Annotated in this window: 20 protein-coding genes; 9 read left to right on the top strand and 11 right to left on the bottom strand. The window is 59.5% G+C overall.

Annotation, left to right across the window (positions count from 1 at the left end):
- The first annotated feature begins 64 nt into the window (after positions 1-64).
- Positions 65-751: a LysE family translocator gene (locus I6L38_RS18815; protein WP_201882903.1), complete on the top strand. Its 687-nt coding sequence runs from the start codon at positions 65-67 to the stop codon at positions 749-751.
- On the opposite strand, the gene I6L38_RS18810 is transcribed toward I6L38_RS18815, so the two are convergent.
- The 6 genes from I6L38_RS18810 to I6L38_RS18785 all read right to left on the bottom strand — a co-directional run bounded on the left by I6L38_RS18810 (position 748) and on the right by I6L38_RS18785 (position 6,551).
- Positions 748-1,581: an AraC family transcriptional regulator gene (locus tag I6L38_RS18810; protein WP_201882901.1), complete on the bottom strand. Its 834-nt coding sequence runs from the start codon at positions 1,579-1,581 to the stop codon at positions 748-750. The two genes, I6L38_RS18815 and I6L38_RS18810, sit on opposite strands and share 4 nt — an antisense overlap.
- A gap of 3 nt (positions 1,582-1,584) precedes the next feature.
- On the bottom strand, positions 1,585-2,286 hold the full coding sequence (locus tag I6L38_RS18805; protein WP_005307325.1) for an ABC transporter ATP-binding protein: 702 nt from the start codon (positions 2,284-2,286) through the stop codon (positions 1,585-1,587).
- Positions 2,287-2,296: 10 nt separating this feature from the next.
- A complete protein-coding gene (gene livG / locus I6L38_RS18800) occupies positions 2,297-3,070 on the bottom strand; it encodes a high-affinity branched-chain amino acid ABC transporter ATP-binding protein LivG (protein ID WP_005307326.1) in 774 nt (257 codons plus the stop codon).
- A gap of 100 nt (positions 3,071-3,170) precedes the next feature.
- Positions 3,171-4,439 (bottom strand): high-affinity branched-chain amino acid ABC transporter permease LivM, encoded by a 1,269-nt coding sequence (locus I6L38_RS18795; protein WP_019841062.1) that lies wholly within the window; start codon positions 4,437-4,439, stop codon positions 3,171-3,173.
- Complete coding sequence (gene livH / locus I6L38_RS18790) at positions 4,439-5,365, bottom strand: high-affinity branched-chain amino acid ABC transporter permease LivH (RefSeq protein ID WP_005307331.1); 927 nt, start codon at positions 5,363-5,365, stop codon at positions 4,439-4,441. Before livH ends, I6L38_RS18795 begins: the two co-directional genes overlap by 1 nt.
- A 64-nt stretch (positions 5,366-5,429) precedes the next feature.
- Positions 5,430-6,551, bottom strand: a complete 1,122-nt coding sequence (locus I6L38_RS18785; protein ID WP_005307334.1) for a branched-chain amino acid ABC transporter substrate-binding protein — start codon at positions 6,549-6,551, stop codon at positions 5,430-5,432.
- A gap of 435 nt (positions 6,552-6,986) precedes the next feature.
- On the opposite strand from I6L38_RS18785, the gene I6L38_RS18780 reads away from it, so the two are divergent.
- The gene (locus tag I6L38_RS18780; RefSeq protein ID WP_017780582.1) at positions 6,987-7,991 is read left to right on the top strand and encodes a substrate-binding domain-containing protein; all 1,005 of its coding nucleotides are present in this window, start codon (positions 6,987-6,989) and stop codon (positions 7,989-7,991) included.
- 69 nt (positions 7,992-8,060) lie between these two features.
- Here the strand turns inward: I6L38_RS18780 and I6L38_RS18775 are convergent, their stop codons facing one another.
- Positions 8,061-9,380 (bottom strand): 6-phospho-alpha-glucosidase, encoded by a 1,320-nt coding sequence (locus I6L38_RS18775; protein ID WP_201882897.1) that lies wholly within the window; start codon positions 9,378-9,380, stop codon positions 8,061-8,063.
- A 2-nt stretch (positions 9,381-9,382) separates the two neighbouring features.
- A complete protein-coding gene (locus I6L38_RS18770) occupies positions 9,383-10,969 on the bottom strand; it encodes an alpha-glucoside-specific PTS transporter subunit IIBC (RefSeq protein ID WP_216988833.1) in 1,587 nt (528 codons plus the stop codon).
- Between the two features lie 284 nt (positions 10,970-11,253).
- Between I6L38_RS18770 and I6L38_RS18765 the strand changes: the two genes are divergently transcribed.
- From I6L38_RS18765 to I6L38_RS18750, 4 genes are all read left to right on the top strand, one after another.
- Complete coding sequence (locus I6L38_RS18765) at positions 11,254-11,961, top strand: GntR family transcriptional regulator (protein ID WP_010635556.1); 708 nt, start codon at positions 11,254-11,256, stop codon at positions 11,959-11,961.
- A gap of 243 nt (positions 11,962-12,204) precedes the next feature.
- The gene (locus I6L38_RS18760) at positions 12,205-13,422 is read left to right on the top strand and encodes a 4Fe-4S binding protein (RefSeq protein WP_216988832.1); all 1,218 of its coding nucleotides are present in this window, start codon (positions 12,205-12,207) and stop codon (positions 13,420-13,422) included.
- A gap of 287 nt (positions 13,423-13,709) precedes the next feature.
- Complete coding sequence (locus tag I6L38_RS18755) at positions 13,710-14,930, top strand: aromatic amino acid transporter (protein ID WP_005307366.1); 1,221 nt, start codon at positions 13,710-13,712, stop codon at positions 14,928-14,930.
- Between the two features lie 177 nt (positions 14,931-15,107).
- Positions 15,108-15,407 carry a hypothetical protein gene (locus I6L38_RS18750; protein ID WP_005307369.1) on the top strand — a complete coding sequence of 100 codons (300 nt, stop codon included), beginning with the start codon at positions 15,108-15,110 and terminating at the stop codon, positions 15,405-15,407.
- A gap of 71 nt (positions 15,408-15,478) precedes the next feature.
- Here the strand turns inward: I6L38_RS18750 and I6L38_RS18745 are convergent, their stop codons facing one another.
- The 3 genes from I6L38_RS18745 to I6L38_RS18735 all read right to left on the bottom strand — a co-directional run bounded on the left by I6L38_RS18745 (position 15,479) and on the right by I6L38_RS18735 (position 17,140).
- Positions 15,479-15,955 (bottom strand): DM13 domain-containing protein, encoded by a 477-nt coding sequence (locus tag I6L38_RS18745; RefSeq protein ID WP_215270575.1) that lies wholly within the window; start codon positions 15,953-15,955, stop codon positions 15,479-15,481.
- A 112-nt stretch (positions 15,956-16,067) separates the two neighbouring features.
- The gene (locus tag I6L38_RS18740) at positions 16,068-16,487 is read right to left on the bottom strand and encodes a g-type lysozyme inhibitor (RefSeq protein ID WP_216988831.1); all 420 of its coding nucleotides are present in this window, start codon (positions 16,485-16,487) and stop codon (positions 16,068-16,070) included.
- Positions 16,488-16,759: 272 nt separating this feature from the next.
- Positions 16,760-17,140, bottom strand: a complete 381-nt coding sequence (locus I6L38_RS18735) for a hypothetical protein (protein WP_017784672.1) — start codon at positions 17,138-17,140, stop codon at positions 16,760-16,762.
- 567 nt (positions 17,141-17,707) lie between these two features.
- Between I6L38_RS18735 and I6L38_RS18730 the strand changes: the two genes are divergently transcribed.
- The 3 genes from I6L38_RS18730 (at position 17,708) to I6L38_RS18720 (ending at position 20,229) form a co-directional block, all read left to right on the top strand.
- Positions 17,708-18,214 (top strand): AAA family ATPase, encoded by a 507-nt coding sequence (locus I6L38_RS18730; RefSeq protein WP_216988830.1) that lies wholly within the window; start codon positions 17,708-17,710, stop codon positions 18,212-18,214.
- A gap of 545 nt (positions 18,215-18,759) precedes the next feature.
- A complete protein-coding gene (locus I6L38_RS18725) occupies positions 18,760-19,899 on the top strand; it encodes a hypothetical protein (protein ID WP_216988829.1) in 1,140 nt (379 codons plus the stop codon).
- A 6-nt stretch (positions 19,900-19,905) separates the two neighbouring features.
- Positions 19,906-20,229, top strand: coding sequence for a hypothetical protein (locus tag I6L38_RS18720; RefSeq protein ID WP_216988828.1), 324 nt, complete (start codon positions 19,906-19,908; stop codon positions 20,227-20,229).
- Positions 20,230-20,259: the final 30 nt, after the last annotated feature.

Genomic DNA, 20,259 nt, shown 5'->3' with positions numbered 1-20,259 from the left:
GTCCTGCGAATAGGTGATTGAGGGCCAGTTTACCGCAAGCGGAGGCCGGCGCTAAGCCCGCAATGTGTCCGGTTATTGCCGGGGCCGATCGCAATTTCCTTCAATACCCGGGGCGGGGCGCCGGCTAGGCTGGGGGCTCCTTTTGCTGCTACGAGCGTTATTCATGGAGACGAGTCTGCTGTTATCCATGGCCGGGTTTGCCCTGGCCATGTCCATCACCCCGGGGCCGGTCAATCTGGTCGCCCTCGGCAGCGGCGCCAGGCACGGCTTTGCGGCCAGCCTGCGCCACGTGGTCGGGGCTACCCTGGGGTTTATCCTGTTGTTGTTGCTGATGGGATTGGGGTTGGGCGCCACCCTGCTGCAATGGCCGGCGGCGGCGGAGCTGCTGCGCTGGGGTGGGGTAATCTTCCTCGGCTGGATGGCCTGGCAGCTGCTGGTGGACAGCGGCCGGGTGGAAGGGGTCGACGGGGTGGCACCCTCCTTCTGGTACGGGGCGCTGATGCAGTGGCTCAACCCCAAGGCCTGGCTCGCCGCCAGCATGGGGATGGGGGCCTATGGCAGTGCGGGCGGGGTGGGGCAGGTGGCCCTGTTCAGCGGCCTCTACCTGGTCATCTGTCTGTGCTCCATCGCCTGCTGGGCCTATGCCGGCAGCCGATTGCAGGGGTTGCTGCTGGTACCGCAGCGGCTGCGCTGGTTCAACAGGGCGATGGCGCTGTTGTTGCTGCTCTGCGCCGCCTATCTGGTGCGCTAGCCCGGCCGGGTCAGCTGGTTGCGGTAGTGGCCCGGGGTGGCGGCCACCCGCCGCTTGAACTGGCGCTGGAAGTGGGCCTGATCGGCAAAACCGCTGGCCAGTGCCACCTCCGCCAGCGGCTCCCCCCGCCTGAGCAGGGTGCGGGCGTGGCGGATGCGCTGATCGAGCAGGTAGGCGTGGGGCGTCATGCCGTAATGGCGGCTGAAGCTGCGCACGAAGTGGGAGGGGGTGAGCCCGGCCACCGCGCTCAATTGCGCGAGGGTGAGGGCGCTGCTGCAGTCGTCCTGCATCAGCTCGGCGGCCCGCTGCAGGTGCTGCGGCGGCCGATCGTCCCAGCTGGCCTGAGTTAGTCTGGCCAGCAGCTGACGGCTGAACTGGTGGCAGGCCACCTCGCGCGCCAGCGGCTCCGGCTCCTGCCACAGCTGCCGATGGAGCCGGCACAACCCCTGATAGAGCAGAGGATCCCGGCTGGCGGTCATGTCGAAGGGGCGAAATTCACGGCCCAGCCCGGCCTCCTCCTGCTGGCGCTGCAGCCAGCCGGTATCGAGGTAGAACATCAGATAGGACCAGGGTTCATCGGCTACCGGGTTGCAGGCGTGCACCTCTTCCGGGTTCATCAGTACCAGGTGGCCGCGGCCGACCTCCTGCCGGCTGCGCTGGTTGAGATAGTGGCTGTGGCCGCCGGTGATGGCGCCGATGGAGAAGTGGGGATGGCTGTGCTTGTCGTAGCAGACGCGGCGGCCATCCTGCACCGCTCGCGCCTCGATGAAGGGCAGGGCCGGATCGTGCCAGAAGCTGTGGTGATTCGGCGCCGTGTCGGCCCTGCTCATGGGTCAGCCGCCGAGATAGGCCTGGCGGACGGCCGGGTTGGCCAAGAGAGCGGCCCCCGTGTCCTGCAGCACCACATGGCCGTTCTCCAGCACATAGCCGCGATCGGCCAGCTTGAGCGCCTGGTTGGCGTTCTGCTCCACCAGGAAGATGGTCATGCCGTCGCGGCGCAGCTGCTCTATGGTGTCGAAGATCTGCTGGATGACGATGGGGGCCAGCCCCAGCGAGGGTTCATCCAGCAGCAGCAGGCGCGGCTTGCTCATCAGGGCGCGGCCGATGGCCAGCATCTGCTGCTCGCCGCCGGACATGGTGCCGGCCCGCTGCTCCAGTCGCTCGTGCAGCCGCGGGAACAGGGTGAAAATCTGATCCAGCAGGCCGCGCTGCTCGGCCTTGTCGACGAAGAAGGCCCCCATCAGCAGGTTCTCCTCCACCGTCAGGCGGGCGAAGATGCGGCGCCCCTCCGGCACCACGGCGATGTCCTTGCGCATGATGCGGGCGGTGGAGAGCGAGTCTATCTGCTCCCCCTCGAACCAGATGGAGCCGCTGCTCGGCTTGGGCTCGCCACACAGGGTCATCAGCAGGGTGGTCTTGCCGGCGCCGTTGGCGCCGATCAGGGTGACGATTTCCCCCTCTTTCACCTCGACGCTGACGTCGTGCAGCGCCTGAATTTTGCCGTAGTGGGTCGATACGTTGCGAAGTTCTAACATCTTTTTGTCCTTACGACTCGCCCAGATAGGCCTTGATCACTGCCGGATTGCTGCGGATTTCATCCGGCTTGCCGTGGGCCAGCGGGGTACCCTGGTTGACCACGAAGATGCGGTTGGAGATCTCCATCACCAGCTTCATGTCGTGCTCGATCAGCAGCACCGAGACCCCGAACTCGTCCCGCAGGTTGGAGATAAGCTCGTTCAGCTCGTCGGTCTCGTGGGGGTTGAGGCCGGCGGCCGGCTCGTCCAGCATCAGCAGCTCGGGTCGGGTCGCCATGCAGCGGGCTATCTCGAGCCGGCGCTGCTGACCATAGGCCAGGTTGCCGGCGGCGCGGTTGGCGAGATCCTTGAGCCCCACCTTCTCCAGCCAGAAGGCGGACTGCTCCAGCCCCTCCCGCTCGGCGCGGCGAAAGGCCGGGGTCTTGAACAGCCCGGCCAGAAAACCGGTGTTGAGGTGTCTGTGCTGGGCCACCAGCAGGTTTTCCACCGCCGTCATGTCCTTGAACAGCCGCACGTGCTGAAAGGTGCGCACGATTCCCTTGCGGGCGATGAGGTGGCCGGGCAGCCCCTGGATCTCCTCGCCCTTGTAGCGAATGATGCCGCCGCTCGGGCGGTAGAAGCCGGTAAGGCAGTTGAAGATGGTGGTTTTGCCGGCCCCGTTGGGACCTATGATGGAGATCACCTCCCCCTTTTCCACGTCCAGCTTGACCCCGTTGACCGCCAGCAGGCCGCCGAAACGCATCGACAGATCAGAGACTTCCATTAACTTCTGATGAGTACTCATTTTTTCAGCTCCCAGTCCAGGGTGGAGCAAGTCACCGCCAGCAATCCGGCCAGATATCGCATCGACAGCTCAGAGACGTCCAACAACTTCTGATGCGTACTCATTTCTTCAACTCCAGATGCGGGCGGGTCATCGGCAGCAATCCTTGTGGCCGCCAGATCATCATGAACACCATCAAGAGGCCGAACATCAGCATGCGGTACTCGTTGAACTCGCGCGCCAGCTCCGGCAGCACCGTCATCACGATGGCGGCCAGCACCACCCCGATCTGGGAGCCCATGCCGCCCAGCACCACGATGGCCAGCACGATGGCCGACTCGATGAAGACGAAGGACTCCGGGCTGATGAAGCCCTGGCGCGAGGCGAAGAAGCTGCCGGCAAACCCCGCGAAGCAGGCGCCTATGGTGAAGGCGGTCAGCTTGATGATGGTGGGGTTGAGCCCCAGCGACTTGCAGGCGATCTCGTCTTCCCGCAGCGCCTCCCAGGCGCGGCCGAGCGGCATGCGCAGCAGGCGGTTGATGACGAACAGGGTCGCCACCACCAGCACCAGCGCCATCAGGTAGAGGAAGATCACCTTGTGGTTGGCGTTGTAGGCGATGCCGAAGAATTCGTGGAAGGTCTCGAAGCCGCCGTCCTTGACGGTGCGGTTGAACTCCAGCCCCCCCAGGGTCGGTTTGGGAATGCCGGAGATGCCGTTCGGGCCGCCGGTCAGGCTGGTCATGTTGTTGAGCAGGATGCGGATGATCTCGCCAAAGCCCAGGGTGACGATGGCCAGGTAATCCCCCCGCAGCCGCAGTACCGGGAAGCCGAGCAGGAAGCCGAAGGTGGCCGCCATCAGGCCGGCGATGGGCAGGCACTCCCAGAAGCTGAGGCCGAAGTAACTGTTGAGCAGGGCATAGCTGTAAGCGCCGACCGCGTAGAAGCCAACATAGCCGAGATCGAGCAGGCCGGCGAGGCCCACCACCACGTTCAGGCCCAGCCCCAGCATGATGTAAATCAGGGTGAGGGTGGCGAGATCGATGGCGCCGCGGGAGGCCATGAAGGGCCAGCTCACCGCAAACAGCAGCACCAGCACGGCGGTCAGGTTATAGAGCTTGGGCGCCTCTTCCGGGCTTGGCAGCACCAGCTTGGTGAAGCCGACCGAGAAGCCGCTGATGGAGGCCTGGAACAGCCGGCTTATCTGGCCGCGCAGCATCTGGAACCAGAACACCAGGGTGGCACCGCCCAATAGCCAGGCCAGCGACACGTCGAGCCGGCTCACTACCAGCAGGCGGGTGCCGTCGGTCTCCAGCTTGAAGCCGAGCAGCCAGAAGGAGAGCACCAGCAGTACCAGGCTGGCGATGCAGGCATGAATGAATTGGCGTTTCATCATACTTTCTCCACTTCCGGGCGGCCCAGGATGCCAGTGGGCATAAAGAGCAGTACGAAGATGAGCAGGGCGAACGCCATCACATCCTTGTACTCGGTGCTGAGGTAGCCGGCGGTGAGCGCCTCCACCACACCGAGCAGCAGGCCGCCCAGCACGGCGCCGGGAATGCTGCCGATACCGCCCAATACTGCGGCTGTGAATGCCTTCAGACCGGCCATAAAACCGAGGTAGGGGTTGATGACGCCGTAATACATGCCGAGCAGCACGCCGGCGACGGCGGCCAGGGTGGCCCCCAGCACGAAGGTGATGGAGATGACCACGTGGGTGTCTATCCCCAACAGGTTGGCCATCTTGATGTCTTCCGAACAGGCGCGGCAGGCGCGGCCCATGCGGGAGCGGCCGATGAACTGGGTCAGCGCCAGCATGGTGATGAAGGTCACTACGAAGATGATGAGCTGCATCCAGGAGAGGCTGGCCTGGAAGCCGTCGGCCTCACCCAGGGTCCAGCCGCCGGAGATCAGGGTGGGCATGGCGATGTCGCGCGAGCCCTGGGCCATCCGCATCATGTTCTGCAGGAAGATCGACATGCCGATGGCGGAGATGAGGGGGATCAGCCGGTTGCCGCCCCGCAGCGGGCGATAGGCGACCCGCTCTATGGTCCAGCCATAGCTGCCTGTGATGATGATGCTGACCAGGAAGGCGCCCCCCAGCAGCAGAAAGGTGCTGTCGATGCCCATCATCATGAGCCCCGCCATCACCATGAAAGCGACATAGGAGCCGATCATGTAGACCTCGCCGTGGGCGAAGTTGATCATGCCGATGATGCCATAGACCATGGTGTAGCCGATGGCGATCAACGCATAGGTGCTGCCTATGGTTAACCCGTTCAGCAACTGCTGAACCAGGTAAAGGAAGTGTTCGGACATACTGCGTTCCCTGTACTTGCCCGCAAAGAAAGGAGGGGTGACTCACGTCACCCCGACCGGCAGATTACTTGAGTTGGGTAGAGGTACCGTCGGCGTGCCACTGGAACACTCCGAATTCAAACCCTTTCAGGTCGCCGTTGGGAGCCCAGCTGAGGGGGCCCATCACGGTATCGACCGGCGCGGCCTTGATGGCAGCGGCAACGGCAGCCGGGTCATCCTCACCCGCCTTGGCGATACCGGCAGCCAGGGTTTGCACCGCGGCATAGGTGGTCCACACGAATGGACCGGAGGAGTCCTGGCCCTTGGCCTTGAACGCGGCAACCAGCGGGGCGTTGGCCGGCACTAGGTCGTACTTGTTCGGCAGGGTGACCAGCAGGCCTTCGGAAGCCGGGCCGCCGATGGCGGAGATGTCCTTGTTACCCACCCCTTCCGGACCCATGAACTTAGCCTTGAGGCCCTTCTCGCCGGCCTGACGCAGGATCAGACCCAGCTCAGGGTGATAGCCGCCGTAGTAGACGAAATCGACGTTCTCTTTCTGCAGCTTGGCGATCAGGGCGGAGAAGTCCTTGTCGCCGGCGGTGATGCCTTCAAACGCCACCACCTTGACGCCGGCCTTGTCCAGCGCCGCTTTCACGCTGGAGGCGATGCCTTCACCGTACTGTTTCTTGTCGTGGATGACGGCCACGCGCTGGGGTTTGACCTGTTCGATGATGTATTTGGCGGCAGTTGGGCCCTGATCGCTGTCCAGGCCGATGGTACGCAGCACCAGCTGGTAGCCACGCTCGGTGATCTTGGGGTTGGTGGAGGCCGGGGTGACCATCAGCACGCCTTCATCTTCATAGATATCGGAGGCGGGCAGGGTGTTGTCGGAGCAGAGGTGGCCGACCACGAACTTGACGCCGTCGTTGATCACCTTGTTGGCGACCGCCACGGCCTGTTTCGGGTCACAGGCATCGTCATAGATGACGGCTTCGATCTGCTTGCCCTTGATGCCGCCGGCCTTGTTGATCTGCTCGACCGCCATCTTGCCGCCGGTGAACTGCATGTCGCCGTACTGGGCGACCGGGCCAGTGACCGGACCGGCGATGCCGATCTTGATGGTATCCGCCGCGTGGACCAGTGAGACCGATCCGAACAGAGCCATAGAAACCGCTGCCCTGACTGCCATTTTGCTCAACTTATTCATCGATTCGTCCCTTAATCAGTGGATTGTTTCATTTTCCGTGTGCCATTCCGAACCGTGATCCCGCCAGTCCGGCAATAGGTATGGTTCTATCATTCCTCGCTGGGCAATAACAAGCTGTTAAAGATACTAACCAGAGAGGGGGTAATAGTGCTTTTTTGAAACAAATATCTAATTACAGTTATCTATTTAGAAGTTGATGCTGATGATGGCAATTAACATCTTCTCAACAAGGTGCACTTTCGATAAATGATAGATGAAAAAACTGACGATATTTTACTCTGACGCTGCTCCCATTTTGACCAAAATCCGTTTGCGCAAATAGAAATGACCGCCTAGATTAGCCAGCATTGACAATTCATTGGCAGCACTCGTTAAAACCAAGCCTTTATTCGGGAAATCTGCTAATGTTCCGCCTTTGATCTTCAGGAGACAGAGATGGCCACTATCAAGGATGTCGCCTCCCGCGCAGGCGTATCCATCTCCACCGTCTCACATGTACTCAATCACACCCGTCGGGTCAGCGAAGACGCAACCCAAAAAGTGCTTGAGGCGGTGGCAGAACTCAACTACGCGCCCAACTCGGTAGCGCGCAGCCTCAAGATAAACTCGACCAAGACCATCGGCATGCTGGTGACCACCAGTGCCAACCCCTTCTTTGCGGAAGTGGTGCAAGGGGTGGAGGCGTACTGCTTCGAGCAGGGCTACAGCCTGATCCTCTGCAACACCGAGAACCAGCCGCCCCGTCAGCAGCACTACCTGCGCATGCTGATGGAGAAGCGGGTCGACGGTCTGCTGGTGCTGGGAACCGACATCGATACCCCGCTGCGCGACATGCTGCGCATCCACAAGAACGTGCCGCAAGTGGTGCTGGACTGGGGTACCGAGTGCGACTTTGCCAACGTCATCAATGACAACGCCCGCATCGGGGCGCGCCTGGCCGTGCGTCATTTGCTGGAGCAGGGTCACCGCGACATCGTCTGCATCACCGGGCAGCTGGCCAAGCCAACCACCCAGCAGCGGCTGGACGGGGTGCGCGATGCCCTTGCCGAACAGGGGCTGACCCTGAAAGACGAGCAGATCTTCGAAGGGGATTACGAGAGCCAGAGCGGTTTCGATGCCATGCAGCGGATCCTGGCCCTCACCCCGCGGCCGACCGCGGTGTTTGCCTTCGACGATCCCATGGCGATCGGCGCCATCTGCGCCGCCTGGGAAGCCGGAGTCAAGGTGCCGGACGACATCTCCATGATCGGTTATGACGACGTGGAGATGGCGCGCTTCTCCAGCCCGCCGCTCACCACCATCCGCCACCCCAAGGCCGAGCTCGGCCTGCTGGCGGTGCAGCAGCTGGTGAGCCGGATCCGCAACAAGGAGCTGGAAGTCGAGTCGATGACGGTGCAGCCCGAGCTCATCGTCCGCCGCTCGGTCAAGTCCCTGCGCTGATCGCGCCACGGCAGAGCCAGCAACAAGAAAACCCCCTCGCCAGCGAGGGGGTTTTTGTTTGGCCCGCGTTTATTGCAGGGGCGGCCAGTACTCCTGGTTGGCGGCGATCAGGTCGTCCAGGATGGCTTTGGCCACCGAGGCGCTCGGCACCGTCTTGGAGAGGGTGATCGCCTGCCACAGCTTCTGATAGGAGCGCTCGATCCACGCCTCCACCACCAGCTTCTCGACGGCCACCTGCTGACCCATCATGCCCTGCTGGAATAGCGGGATGTTGCCCACCTGCAGTGGCTCGGGGCCGCTGCTGCCCACCAGACAGGGGATCTCGACCATGGCCTCCGGGTCGAAGTTGGGGATGGCGCCCCGGTTCGGCACGATCAGCAGCATCCGCTCCTGGGTGTTGAAGGCGATGGCGGTGGCCAGATCCACTATGTAGGAGGCGTGCTCGTCGATCTCCAGCTCGCCGGCGTCGGCCTTGCCGGCCGCCACTATGGCGCGGCAGGCGCTGAACACCCGCGTCTCGCGGTGCTCCATCACCTCGTTGGCGCGGGTGTGCTCCGGATTGGAGTGGGCCACCACATAGTCCGGGTAGAGGTAGTACTTCAGATAGGTGTTGGGCAGGGTATCCGGATCAAGAGCCCACACGTCCCTGGCCTTGGCGAAGGTGTCGTTCCAGCTGGCCTCGGCGTGGCCGGCCTGCTTGGGCACATAGCCGTGTTTGGCCACGTGGGCCTTGATGGCCGGCATCAGGTCGTTGCCCGCCAGATCCTCGATGCGGGTCCACCAGCCGAAGTGGTTGAGGCCGTAGTAGCGTACCCGCATCTCCTTGCGTGACGGCAGGCCGGCGATCTGGGCCATCCGTCCCTCGATGCCGATGGGCATGTCGCAGATGTTGAGGATCCTGGCGTGGGGACGCAGGCGACGGGTCGCCTCGGCCACGATGGCGGCCGGGTTGGAGTAGTTCAGCATCCAGGCATCCGGCGAGTACTGCTCCATGTAGTCGACCAGCTCCAGCACGCCGCCGATGGAGCGCATGCCGTAGGCGATGCCGCCCGGGCCACAGGTCTCCTGGCCGACCACGCCATGGCGCAGCGGGATCTTCTCGTCCAGCTCGCGCATGGGGTACTTGCCGACCCGAATGTGGGCCATGACGAAGTCCACCCCGCTGAAGGCCGCCTTGGGGTCGGTGCCGTAGCTGAAGGCAATGTCCGGGGCTCTCTCTTTGAGCAGGACGCGGCAGGCTTCGGCGATCACCTCCTGGCGGGCCCCATCGTTGTCGTAGAACTTGATCTCGTGCAGCGGGAAGCGGTGCTGGTTCTCCAGCAGCATGAGAACGATGCCCGGGGTAAAGGTGCTGCCACCGCCGGCAATGACGACAGAGAATTTTTTCATGATCATGACTCCGTTACGAAAGAAGAGGAGGAGGGGTTGTTCATCAGGCTCTCCATGTTTTCCCTCAGCTGGGGTACATGCAGACCGACAATGATCTGGATGCTGTCACCGTGGCGGACCACGCCGTGGGCACCCAACTGTTTGAAAGCATCATCTGGTGCCACCAGGCCCGCATCGCGCAGCGATATGCGCAGCCGGGTGGCACAGTTGTTCAGGCTGTTGATATTTTCCGCGCCACCGAGCGCCACCAGAATATGGCCGGCAATATCATGGCCACGCTGTTTTTTGGCGGCCTGATAATCGGCCTTGGAATAAAGTCTTATTTCGCTTTCATCCCGCCCAGGGGTTTTCAAATTGAATTTCAGAATGAGCGTGCGGAATATCAGGAACCAGATCCCGGTAAAGGTCAGCCCGATGGCAATCTGGGTAAACATCATGCCGGCGTGATTGTGGAACATGGGGATCCAGTTCTGCGGCAGGAACTGGTCGAGCAGACCGCCGCCCATGTTACCGACGACCCCGAACAGGTACATCACGGTCGCCATGGTGGCAGCCAGCAGGGCATGGATGGCGAACAGCAGGGGCGAGATGAAAAGGAAGGTGAACTCGAGCGGCTCGGTGATCCCCACCAGCATGGCGGTCAGGGTCGCCGGGATCAGCAAGCCGGCTACCTTGGTCTTGTTCTCTTTGGCGGCGGTGGCGTAGATGGCGAGTGCAATCCCCATGGCCCCGAAGATCTTGGAGTTGCCATGCAGGGCGAAGCCACCCTGGGGGAACAGCTCGATCAGCGGCCGGGTGCTCTGGCTGAACTCCAGCATGTGCTGGGCCCAGTAGAGCTGGATGCCGCCTTCCACCGCGGCCGGGCCGAAGATGAAGGGGCCGTAGATGAAGTGGTGCAGGCCGGTTGGGATCAGGATCCGCTCAAGGAAGGTGTAAACCCAGACGCCGAGCGGGCCGGAGACCAGCATGAACTCCTGCAGGGAGGCGATGCCCATCTGCACCTTGGGCCAGCCCAGCAGGGTCAGCCAGGCGCAGGGGATCATCACGAAGAAGGCGACTATGGTGACGAACGAGCTGCCCTGGAAGATGCCGAGAAAGACCGGCAGCTGCCGGTCGAACAGCCGATTGTGCAGGGCGGTGACGATGCCGGAGATGGCGATGGCACCTATGATGCTGGTGTCCAGGGTCTTGATGCCGGCCACCATGGCCAGCCCACTCTCGCCACCCACCGCCTGGTTGAAGTCGACCCCGAAATAGTCGCCCCAGGTCATCCCCATGGCATTGATGAAGTAGTTCCAGGTCATGAAGCTGACCAGCACGGAGAGGCAGGCGCGGGCCTGAGCCTTGTTTGCCAGACCGATCGGCAGGCCGATGGCAAATATCAGCGGCATATTTCGAAATACCGTCCAGCCACCCTCTTCAATAATATGAACTATTTGAAAAAACAGTCCCTGAGGATTGGCTAGCGTTTCTCCCACGAACATGGGATTTTTCAGCATGATTGCAATGCCTACCACCATACCTGCGAATGGAAACAGTAATACAGGCGTAAACATTGCTCCGCCAAAACGTTGAATTTGACTGAGCATATAGCGTCCCTTTTTATTAGAGAATTGTCTGACTGCTGTTGTCGTGTTGCTGAATTGAACCTAACAACAAGCGATAACCCCCTCATGAAATATGTGGTGGTTATGTGATCCGGCGCATGCACTTATTTAGACAAAGAGATCTAAGTTTTGCGATATTGTTGTACGTCTTGTTTTTGTGACGTTTTTATCGGGTTATTTAAATTTAAAGTTGTTTATTTTCCGCTGGTTGAAATAAAGGTGAGCGATTGGGTCGCCACTCAGGCGGAGTGAGGAGAGGTCTAGCAGTGATCTACAAATCGGTGGCGGATCGGTTGCGTATCCGGGTCAACGGGGCGGATTGCCGGGTGGGGGATGTGCTGCCGAGCGAGAAAACTCTGGCGAGTCAGTTCGGGGTATCGCGGATGACGGTGCGCAAGGCGGTGGACATGCTGATCGAGTGGGGGCTGGTGGAGCGGCGCCACGGCAGCGGCACCTACGTGACCAAGAAGGATGTGCAGCACGAGACCAAGGGGTTGAGCGGTTTCACCGAGCTGATGCGTGAACAGGGCCGCAGCCTGACCAGCGAGGTGCTGGAGTTTCGCACCATGCCGGCCCCGCCCGCCATCGCCAGCCAGCTCAGGATCAAGGTGAACGAGCCGGTCTACTTCTCCAACCGGGTGCGTTCGGTGGACGGCCGGGCCCTGCTGGTGGAGGAGAGCTACATGCCGGTGCGGTTGTTTCGCACCCTCTCGGTGGCCCATCTGGAGGGATCCAAGTTCGCCTACATCGAGAACGAGTGCCAGCTCCCCATCGCGGGCAACTACGAGAGCTTCAGCGCCGTGCTGGCCGACCGGCGCATGGCGGAGCTGCTGCACATCGAGCAGGGGGCGCCCATCCTGCGGCTCACCTCGCTCTCATACGGTGAGAACGGCGAGTTTCTCAACTACTCCATCATGTTCCGCAATGCCAACGACTATCACGTCGACTACCACCTGCGCCGCGCCCGCGGCTAGCCTGCCCCCACCTTGTTGCGTATGCCAACCCCCTCGCCAGCGAGGGGTTTTGTTTGATGGGTCTGGGGTTGGCACATCAGTTCGAGTCGGACCAGCCGCTGTTCAACAGCCGCAAGGCATAAGGTTCAACCGTGGGGAGGGGCATTGGGCGCAAATGTCCCTCTCTGCCCATGCAGATCAAAATAGTCAACTCAGATGTCCGTTATCCTTGCCGCCAGTGGTGGATGAGGCAGTGAGGGAAACATGAGCGTGATCGAAGCCGTGACCATGGCCGCCGGCCTGGTCTATCTGGTGCTGCTGGCGTGGCAGGCGCGTTCGGGCTGGCAGTGGCGTTTTGCCCTCGGCCTGTTGCTCATGCTCTGGTTGCTGGCGGCGGACAGTCTGCTCTGGTTCGGCTTGGGGCTGGTGGCCGCCGGGCTTGCCCTCTGGCACCACCAGCGGCCGCTGCCCGCCCTCGAGGCGCTCGACGGCCAGTGGCTGCGGGCGCGCACGCGCCAGCTGCTGTTGCTCTGCTGGGGGCTGGTGACGCTGCAGTACTGCCTGCATGTCTGGCAGCTGGGGCAGGGGATGAGCCCCTGGCTGGTGCGCCCTGACGTGGTGGACGGTTTCCTGCCCATCGCCGGCGGGCTCGGGCTGCGGGCCTGGCTCGGGCAGGGGCTGGTGGATCCGCACCATCCGGCGGCTATCGTCACCGTGCTGGTGCTCTCGCTGTCGGCTCTGCTGCTGGGGCGGGCGTTCTGTGCCTGGTTCTGCCCGCTCGGGCTGGTGGGGGAGTGGCTGCACGGCCTGCGCAGTCGCCTGTTGCCGGGGGAGTGGACGCCGCCGCGCTGGTTGGACGTCGTGTTGCGCGGCCAGAAGTTTCTGGTGCTCGCCTTTCTGCTCTTCATCGTGCTGATCGCGGTGCCAGGCGCTGCCCTGACCGGCTACCTCGCCAGCCCCTACCATCAGGCGGCGGACATGAAGATGGGGGCCTTCTTCTTCAATCTGACCCTGATCTCGGGTCTGTGCCTTGGCTGGGTGCTGCTGCTCACCGCCACCTTCCGGCAAGGGTTCTGCCGCTACCTCTGCCCCTATGGCGCATGGCTCGCCCTGCTGGGGTTGCTGACACCGCTGCGCATCCGCCGCGACCCGGCTCGCTGCCTGCGAAGCCAGGGCCACGATTGCGACAAGTGCAGCCGGGCCTGCCCGTCGCGCATCCAGGTGCACCAGCTGATCGCGATGCGCAGCCTCGAGTGCACCAGCTGCCTGAGCTGCGTGGCCGCCTGCCCCAAGCGGGCCGATGCGCTGCATCTTGGCACGCCACGGCGCAGGCTCAGCCCTCCACGCTTGCTGGGGCTGCTCTGCCTGTTGCTGCTGGTGTTGCCGCTGCTCGCTTACGGCTTGCTGGGTATCTGGGCCAGCCAGACACCGCTCGAGGTGCGGGCCCAGCTGCTGCAACTGCTGCCGCAGCTGACCCATTGAATACCGACACGCCGGTCAAAGGCGGTCTGCACAAAGGGGCCGGGCTGCCTGACAATGCACCCAAATTTGATACCTGAGGGGGAGCAGGGTAAAGTCCCTTCCCCGACATGGCGGCTCTGCAGCCGTGCCGGACCGGCAGTCAGCCCTGAGCGCACCTCGCTTCCCCTTCGAAGCAGTCAGCGCCGGGCGCCGGCACCTAGATGAGCGCGATCTACCATGACAACCGGCGTAGCAAATGCAACGGTCCGCGGTCGCGATCAGATCCACAATCGTCTTTGGAGAAGTAAATGGGACAGAAACCATCGTTGGTGGGCGGGGCATGCATCATTGCCGGCGTCTGTGTCGGGGCTGGCATGCTGGGTTTACCGAGTGCGGGGGCGGGTGCCTGGACCCTCTGGTCGGTACTGGCCATCACCCTGACCATGATAGTGATGACAGTCTCCGGCTGGATGCTGCTGGAGTCCTATCAGGGTTATCCGCTGCGCGTGTCGTTCGATACCGTCACCCGTGAGCTGCTGGGGGAGAAGGTCAACGCCTTCAACAACCTCACCGTCTATTTCGTCGGCGGCATCCTGCTCTACGCCTACATCACCTCGGCCGGCCTCATCATAGACGGCATGACCGGCATCGGCAGCCAGTGGGCTTCCATCCTGTTTACCCTGGGCTTCTCCGGCCTGGTGTGGCACTCCACCCGGGCGGTGGATCGCATCTCAGTGGTGCTGGTCATCGCTATGGGGCTCAGCTTTGTGTTCGGCATCTCGGGGCTTTCCATCAACATCAAGCCGACCCTGCTGTTCGACACCCTGAGCCAGCACGCCAGCTATGCCCCCTATGCGCTGGCCATGCTGCCGGTGGCGCTCACCTCGTTCGGCTATCACCACTCGGTGTCGTCCATGCGCGCCTACTACGGTGAAGAGCGCCGTGCCCGCTACGCCATCCTCGGCGGCACCGCCATCGCGCTGCTGTTCTACCTCATCTGGCTGGTGAGCGTGTTCGGCAACCTGCCGCGCAGCGAGTTCGGGCCCGTGGTGGCGCAGGGCGGCAACGTCGACGTGCTGCTCAAGGCGCTGGCTTCGGTGATTGAATCCGAGGCGGTCGCCAGCGCCCTCAACGCCTTCTCCATGGCGGCGATCCTCTCCTCCTTCATCGGGGTGGGGCTGGGGGTGTTCGACTATCTGGCGGATCTGTTCAAGTTCGACAACAGCCGCCAGGGCCGTGCCAAGTCGTGGGCCGCCACCTTCCTGCCGCCGCTGCTGCTCTCCCTGCTGTTCCCGTTCGGCTTCCTGATGGCCATCGGTTACGCGGGCGCCGTGGCCACCCTGTGGACCTGCATCATCCCGGCCCTGCTGGCCTGGAAGGTGCGCGCCGGCAAGCAGGAGGGCAAGGACGAGGGTTTCCGCGCACCGGGCGGCATGCCGATGATCGTCGGCGTCTTCCTGTTCGGGGTGCTGACCGCCGCCTTCCACCTGCTCAACATGGCGGGCCTGCTGCCGGTCTATACCGGCTGAAGGGGTTGAATCTTCCCGGTCTGCCGCGGCAGGCTGCGACAAAAAACGGCGCCTGATGGCGCCGTTTTGCATGCCAGATTGTGACTCAGACAGACAGGTTGGGGTTGGGCGGGCTGGCCGGCTGGCTGGTGTGCACTATAGTTTGGTTCTTTTTGGAGCCAAAAATAGGAGCTGGCCATGGCATGGACTATCGATGATTCGCAACCCCGCATCCTCTACAACAAGGACAAGCACGTAGCAGTGACGGCGTCGGCCATGAGCAAATACCACGAGTGGCGGCGGGAGATAGTACGAGGCACGGACCCCAAGAACGCCGCCGACAAGGTGGGCGACATGCACTACGAACAACTGGGCGGCAAGCACAAGGGGATCTACACGATCCGCCTCAGTCAGGAGCACAGGGTCGCCTTTACCATCAACAGCACCCTGCAGCAGGTCAGCGTAATCAGCATTGGTGGCCATTTTCCGCCGGGCTGATGCAGCAGACAGAGACGAAATGGCGCCTTGCGGCGCCGTTTTTTTATGGGGGCCGGCAACCGACCGCATGGCTAGCGGTAGCGGGCGGCGGTGATGAACTGGCCGAAGGTCTCGCACCAGATGATCACGCTGTCGTAGTCGGCCGGGTTTACGTCGGCAGGGAGGGGGACGATAAAGTTGTCGAAAGTCTTCACCGGCCCGATCTTCACCATCTTCTCCTTCTGGCGGGCAAAGTCGGCCTCGGTCTCGACGAAGGTGGGCGACAGGTAGAGCTGGTAGTCGGGGCCAGGCGCCAGCCTGCCCATCAGGCTGATGGCATCGGGCCCGATGCTGACCTGCCCTTCGCCCCAGTGCAGCCGGTCGCTGTCTTGTAGATCCCGGCGAAAGGTGCCGTGAAAGCTGGCCTGAGCCTGCCGGGCGGCAACCTGCTCGTTGGCGGGGGCGGGCGGGGCTATCAGGATCGGCAGGGCATAGATGCCGGCCGCAAAGCCGGCGGCGCCCACCAGCAGATGGCTGGCCAGCAGCAGGGCCAGGGTCTTGCGTTGCATAGTGCCTCGGTCGTTGATTAATTGATGGCATCACCCTACCAGCAGGCCGCCGTCATGCCCAGCCCGGAATGGGGGCATGACGGTGGTTGCTCGGGCATCGCGTTGGCGGGGCTTACTGGATGCTGACCGACAGGGTGTGGGGGACCTGCTCGCCGCGACGGGCGGAGGCGCGCATCTGATAGACCTGGATCAGGTACTTGCCGGAGGCGGGCAGGGCGCCTTGCCACTGGCCATCGCCATCGTTGCGGCCCAGCGCCTCGGCCTGACCGGGCTGGGCACCGGGGGCGAAGACGTTGAAGTTGGCGTTGCTGCTGCCGCCGATCTTGACCGTCATGGTCTGGCCCGCCTTGGCCACCAGGGTGTAGTGGATGGTGTCGTAGCCCGCGAAGCTGCCCTTGAGCTGGGCGCTGTGGGCCCCCTTGGCAAACTGCACCGGGACCGTGGTGATCTTGTCGGCGGCCTGCGCACCGGCGGCGGCCATGGTGACGGCCATGGTGACGGCCAGCAGGGCGGCCTGAATTGCTCGTTTCATCGTTGCACCTCGTGAAGGGGCCCTGTCACCCTGGCAGAGCCGCCCTGACAAGATATGACTAAATCGGCGGACTGGCTATCCGGGTGGTGGTCGGGTCAGATGTGTCGATGGGGCAGATGTGACGCGAACGGGTGAGATACCTGGCGACCCTATCCTCACATGTTGCAGCGCAAGGCAAGCGACGGTCGCGCGGGTTGTTTAAGCCGGGCGCAGCTGACTGGCCCGGCTTGGTGTTCACTCCCTTTATCGCACGAATCAGTGCGCGGACAGGATTAGGGGTTGAAGCTGCGGGTGATCTTCAGCTGATGAATCCCGCCGGAGCACTGGGCATCATTGCCCCAGGCGCTGACCGGCAGGCCGCGTTCCAGCGCCAGCAAGGCCATCTCGAACATGCCCCTGCCGGGGTAATCATTCAGGTTTTTGAAGACATGGAAGCTCGTGCTGCCCTGCTCATAATTCTTTTCCCATGAGATGACCACCGCATTGCCCGCGTCGGGGCCGCCACTGGCCGATTTGATATAACCGGCATGGACATCGGTCAACATGACCTGGTCAAGACACTGCACGTCGACCCGGTAAGTGGCCAAGGCACTGGTAGAGCACATCAGGGCGGACAAGGCTGCCAACATAACGAACTTCTTTTTTATGATCATTCTACACATCTCCATCTGTGTGTTTTGGGTGAATGGCGGAAATTAAAATGGAGAGGTGGAAAAGGCCATGACTATTTAATTCTGATAAGTCTGATATTGATTCTATATATTACTTTACAAGTGCATTGTTTGGGTTTTTAATTTTAGCTGGGTGATAATGTGTTGATTTTAAAGGGTTTGTTTTTGAATGTGAATGTCACCATTTTTCATCATAACTGTGATATGAAAGATGACTAGATATATAAAATAACGCCATTTTAATGCTGCGTTGTTTATTTTTAGGTATGTCTTGGCATAAATAACAGCTTCATTAATGAGGCACAACAAGAAGAAATGGGGCGTACCAAATATCTTTTGTGGTTATTGCTATCCATCAGCCAGCCTGCATATGAATTTGGATGATCGGTAGAGAGGCAGGCTTATATTCACGCGTATTCGATGATGGCTGTCGAGCAAGAGAAGCCACTGGCGGGCATATCCCGTGCAGCCCTGAACTAAGACGCTGTAGGCGCGATGGCAATCCGATACCCTATGGCTCGGATTCTTCTTTTATCACGGGAATGGGACATGCTGATCATCTTCAGTGGTTTGCCGGGCAGCGGAAAAAGCACCATAGCACGGGCCCTGGCCCGGCGGTTGAGGGCCGTCTACCTGCGCATCGATACCATAGAGCAGGCCATTCGTGGCGCTGAGCTGGGGGATAACGAGATGGGGCCGGCCGGCTATTTCGTTGCCTATGGACTGGCTCGAGAGAACCTGGCACTTGGCTCGATCGTCATCACGGATTCCGTTAATCCCATCCAGCTGACCCGGGATGCTTACCACGAGATCGCCAGCTCGGTCGGGGTGCCCTGTCTCGATGTCGAGGTGATCTGCTCCAACCCTAAGCTGCACCGCGAGCGGGTCGAAAACCGGACGGTAGATATCGAGGGGCTGGCATTGCCGGATTGGCAGGCGGTGATCGAGCGCGACTACCAACCATGGGGCAGTGAGCGTCTGGTGCTGGATAGCGCCACTCTGTCGGTCACCCAGAGCGTGGAAAAGATTATCGCCGCGTTGGCAAAGCCGTTGTAGGTTCGATTAGCGCAGCGTAATTGAACGATTGAGAGGCTTTGACTGCAACTGTTGTCGTGAAACCGGGGTGGCCAGCCAGAGGTAGAATTTCGGCAGGCCGTGATGGCGGGGGAATCCATTGACGCGAATGTCCGATTACGCCTGACGGCTAATCGAACCTACGGGTTGCCCCCTTCTCCCCTTGTGGGAGAAGGGTTGGGGATGAGGGGGTGTTTTGCCAACCCAAGGTCAATGTTGGGCTTCTCGATGTTCGGCACCGACCGGCATGCCCCGCAAGCCACCGCTTTCTGTAGGTTCGATTAGCGCAGCCTAATCGGACGAACGAGAGGCTTTGATTACGGTTGTTGCCGTGCAACAGAGGCGGCCAGCCGGAGGGGAAAATTCGGCTGGCCGTTATGGCGGAAGAATCTATTTACGCGAACATCAGATTACGCCTGCGGTTAATCGCACCTACGGGCAGAGTTGAAGGAGGTATTATATGATAGGCTCAACGGTATAACATATGTAAGATAAAAACGTAAAGTTTAATTTTTGGGAAATTATATATGGAACAGTTGTTTTATTTAGGGAAACGATTTGAGCGTCAGTTGTACTCGAGTGTTTTTGTTATTGTGGTATGTATATTTTTTTACTATCTATGCCTCGCCATTAATACGGATAAAAACCAGCAGGATTACAAGGCGTTAATATCGTTGAATGACTTTATTATCGAGAAAAAAGAATACATACAATTAGCGAAAAGAATTCAGTCTACCTACTCTGATTTCTTGATGAGAAAGAATAGTAATAGAGATGCTGATTTTAATAAATCCAAAGAAGATAAAAAAGAAATAGAGTTGAGGAAAAAACTAGGGCTAAAACCATTGGTCAAAAAAGCTCCTCAGCCAGAAGCACCTGGCCTTGAACTCAGTTATGTAAACAATGTTCGCAGCAAGCTAGCTTTACCTCAAAAAGGGGATCTAGATTCTGCTGCTGAAGGTATATACAGGTCTATGTATATAGGTATTATTATTGATTTATTTTACGTTGATAGTGCATTAAGTGATAAGTATATGGAGTTGTTCAGGACCAAAGAAGTTGAGGAAATCCTGAAGGCTATAAACCAAGACTTGTTATCCTATGACAATAGAAGCTTGAAAATAGTTGGTGTTGATACACCATTACAGCTACCTTTTTCAGTTGGTGATGTTAAATCGAAAGTGTCTTTATATAGCATCCATAACATCATGATGATTTCTATGCCAATATTCCTACTTATATGGTTTGGCTCATTGAGTATGACTCGCACTAGAGAGCTATTCTTTTTGAGAAAAACCAAGTCACTTATGTCAACATATCCTCATATTCTCAACTTGTTCTGCTTTGTGGACATGATGGCGATAGATAAGAAAAATAGGAAGTTGATTGATATGGCACTACTTGGTAGTGAAAAAGAAGTTAACGGCATCGAGAGCTCTGCAATAATTATTTCACTTATGAGAGTACTTATGTCATTAGCTATATTTTTATTTATGATGACCCCATTTTATTACGGAGCGCTACTTTTTTTAATGTCATCTCCGGGTTTTATTCAAATATTTTTGCTTATGTGTTTTTTCATTAACTTAATACAAGCCATGCTTTTTGTTTATAATGAATTTGGTTTTTATAAGAATATTTTCATTCATAAATCTGGAGAGGTTTGAATATTTATGAAGATGATTTTTGTTGGATTATGCTGTTTGATATCAACTATGGCTATTTCTGCTGACAGCAAATTTAGTGTGTATGGCTATTATAACTGTAAATCATGGGCTGAGTCATATAGTGATAAAGATGTCCAAGATTTTAACGTGTACACTGGAGGTTGGCTTGCTGGGTTTGTTAGTGCTTATAATTACTCTACAGGTAGGGACAATTTTCGGGGGGTTAATATTAGTATTTTAGCCGAATATATCGCACAATATTGTATATCAAATCCTGATAAGGACGTTGTGGATGGTTTGAATGAAATAAAAAATAAGTTAAAAAATTAAAATACGGATTGGATTATATGGATATTTATT

The sequence above is a fragment of the Aeromonas sp. FDAARGOS 1408 genome, assembly GCF_019048665.1.
GTDB classification, from domain to species: Bacteria; Pseudomonadota; Gammaproteobacteria; order Enterobacterales; family Aeromonadaceae; genus Aeromonas; species Aeromonas dhakensis.
This window is presented reverse-complemented; position numbering and strand designations above follow the sequence as displayed.

Coding starts and splice junctions, on each gene's coding strand:
- I6L38_RS18770 (WP_216988833.1), bottom strand. CDS start 10,969: ATGCTCAGTCAAATTCAACGTTTTGGCGGAGCAATGTTTACGCCTGTA.
- I6L38_RS18725 (WP_216988829.1), top strand. CDS start 18,760: ATGGAACAGTTGTTTTATTTAGGGAAACGATTTGAGCGTCAGTTGTAC.
- I6L38_RS18780 (WP_017780582.1), top strand. CDS start 6,987: ATGGCCACTATCAAGGATGTCGCCTCCCGCGCAGGCGTATCCATCTCC.
- I6L38_RS18740 (WP_216988831.1), bottom strand. CDS start 16,487: ATGAAACGAGCAATTCAGGCCGCCCTGCTGGCCGTCACCATGGCCGTC.
- I6L38_RS18785 (WP_005307334.1), bottom strand. CDS start 6,551: ATGAATAAGTTGAGCAAAATGGCAGTCAGGGCAGCGGTTTCTATGGCT.
- I6L38_RS18735 (WP_017784672.1), bottom strand. CDS start 17,140: ATGATCATAAAAAAGAAGTTCGTTATGTTGGCAGCCTTGTCCGCCCTG.
- I6L38_RS18745 (WP_215270575.1), bottom strand. CDS start 15,955: ATGCAACGCAAGACCCTGGCCCTGCTGCTGGCCAGCCATCTGCTGGTG.
- I6L38_RS18755 (WP_005307366.1), top strand. CDS start 13,710: ATGGGACAGAAACCATCGTTGGTGGGCGGGGCATGCATCATTGCCGGC.
- I6L38_RS18750 (WP_005307369.1), top strand. CDS start 15,108: ATGGCATGGACTATCGATGATTCGCAACCCCGCATCCTCTACAACAAG.
- livG (WP_005307326.1), bottom strand. CDS start 3,070: ATGAGTACTCATCAGAAGTTAATGGAAGTCTCTGATCTGTCGATGCGT.
- I6L38_RS18810 (WP_201882901.1), bottom strand. CDS start 1,581: ATGAGCAGGGCCGACACGGCGCCGAATCACCACAGCTTCTGGCACGAT.
- I6L38_RS18805 (WP_005307325.1), bottom strand. CDS start 2,286: ATGTTAGAACTTCGCAACGTATCGACCCACTACGGCAAAATTCAGGCG.
- I6L38_RS18795 (WP_019841062.1), bottom strand. CDS start 4,439: ATGAAACGCCAATTCATTCATGCCTGCATCGCCAGCCTGGTACTGCTG.
- livH (WP_005307331.1), bottom strand. CDS start 5,365: ATGTCCGAACACTTCCTTTACCTGGTTCAGCAGTTGCTGAACGGGTTA.
- I6L38_RS18730 (WP_216988830.1), top strand. CDS start 17,708: ATGCTGATCATCTTCAGTGGTTTGCCGGGCAGCGGAAAAAGCACCATA.
- I6L38_RS18720 (WP_216988828.1), top strand. CDS start 19,906: ATGAAGATGATTTTTGTTGGATTATGCTGTTTGATATCAACTATGGCT.
- I6L38_RS18775 (WP_201882897.1), bottom strand. CDS start 9,380: ATGAAAAAATTCTCTGTCGTCATTGCCGGCGGTGGCAGCACCTTTACC.
- I6L38_RS18760 (WP_216988832.1), top strand. CDS start 12,205: ATGAGCGTGATCGAAGCCGTGACCATGGCCGCCGGCCTGGTCTATCTG.